We start from the raw sequence: 1,547 nt of genomic DNA, 5'->3' as shown, positions 1-1,547 counted from the left end.
GGCAGCGCCTGGGTGGCGGCCGCGGTGGCGAGGGCGACGGTCGGGGCGCTCACCGGCTGCCCGCGCTCGGCGGCCACCAGGTCGGCCCGGAACTGCTCGGCGTCGTCGTAGCGGTCGTCGCGGTCCTTGGCCAGGGCCTTGAGCACGACCCGGTCCATCTCGTCGTCCACCGCGGGGTTGAGCGTGCTCGGCGGCTGCGGCACCTCGCGCACGTGCTGGTAGGCCACGGAGACGGGGGAGTCGCCGACGAAGGGCGGCCGGCCGGTGAGGAGCTCGTAGAGCAGGCACCCGGCGGAGTACAGGTCGCTGCGGGCGTCGACGGTCTCCCCGCGCGCCTGCTCGGGGGAGAGGTACTGCGCCGTGCCGATGACGGCGCTGGTGGCCGTCATCGTGGCGGACGTGTCGGCCAGGGCGCGGGCGATGCCGAAGTCCATGACCTTGATGTCACCGGTGGGGGTGATCATGACGTTCGCGGGCTTGATGTCGCGGTGGACGATGCCCTGGCGGTGGCTGTAGTCGAGGGCGGTGAGCACGCCGGAGGTGATCGTCACCGACCGCTCGGTGCCCAGGCCGTGCCCGCCGGCGGCGACGAGGAGGTCGCGGACGGTGCGGCCCTCGACGTACTCCATGACGATGTAGGGCAGGCGCACGTGGGCGCCACCGGACTCGACGAAGACGTCCTCGCCGGTGTCGTAGACCGCGACGATCGCCGGGTGGTTCAGCCCGGCGGAGGACTGCGCCTCGCGGCGGAACCGCGCCTGGAAGACCGGGTCGCGGGCCAGGTCGGAGCGCAGCATCTTGATCGCGACCCGCCGGCCGAGCCGGGTGTCGCGCCCTTCGTGCACCTCGGCCATGCCGCCGCGGCCGAGGACGTCGCCGACCTCGTAGCGGTCCCCGAGCGTGCGGGGGATGTCGTTCACGCGATGCCGTCCTCGTCCTCGTCCTGCTCCCCACCGACCGTACCGGCGGCACGGGCCTGAACCGACCGTGTTGACGACACCGACGTGGCGGCGCTCGCGCCGGCCGGAGTGGGGGTCGGGCTCGGTGTCACCGTCGGCGGCGTGCTCGTGGTGGTGGTGGGCGCCCCGGTGGGCGTGTCGGTGGGCGTCTCGGTGGGCGTCTCGGTGGGCGTGTCGGTGGGCGTCGCCGTGGCCGTGGGGGTCGGCGTCCGGGTGGGGGTCGGCGAGGGCGTGCGGGTGGGGCGCGGAGTCGCGGTCGGGGCCGGCTCCTCCTCCGCGGGCGGGGCCTCCTCCTCGTCCTCGCTGGTCTCGGGCTGCGGCGACGGGGCGTCCGGCGTCGCCTGCTCCTGGGTCGGGCTCACCGAGGGGGTCGGCGTCGGCCGGGGGGTGCCCGACCCGTCGGGCCGGGTCAGGGCGAAGGCCGCCGCGACGACGACGAGGACGGCGAGCAGCCCCAGCAGGGGGACCGTCAGCCGGCGGTGGGGCCGCGCGTCGGCGCCCACGCCGGAGGCCGCGGGCACCGCGCCGTGGCGCCCGCTCGTGGCCGGCGCCACGGCGGTGGCCGCCACGGGAGGGGTCGTCGCCCGG

1 protein-coding gene and 1 pseudogene are annotated in these 1,547 nt (G+C 76.2%); one reads left to right on the top strand and one right to left on the bottom strand.

The window, feature by feature from the left end:
* A partial coding sequence (gene pknB / locus AC5FZL_RS16700; protein ID WP_493619995.1) for a Stk1 family PASTA domain-containing Ser/Thr kinase occupies positions 1-920 on the bottom strand: 920 nt, incomplete at its 3' end.
* An 84-nt stretch (positions 921-1,004) separates the two neighbouring features.
* Here pknB and AC5FZL_RS16695 point away from each other — a divergent pair.
* Positions 1,005-1,547 (top strand): annotated as a pseudogene (locus AC5FZL_RS16695) (hypothetical protein); the annotation flags it as partial.

It is taken from the genome of Quadrisphaera sp. DVD1 (genome assembly GCF_058932755.1).
This window is presented reverse-complemented; position numbering and strand designations above follow the sequence as displayed.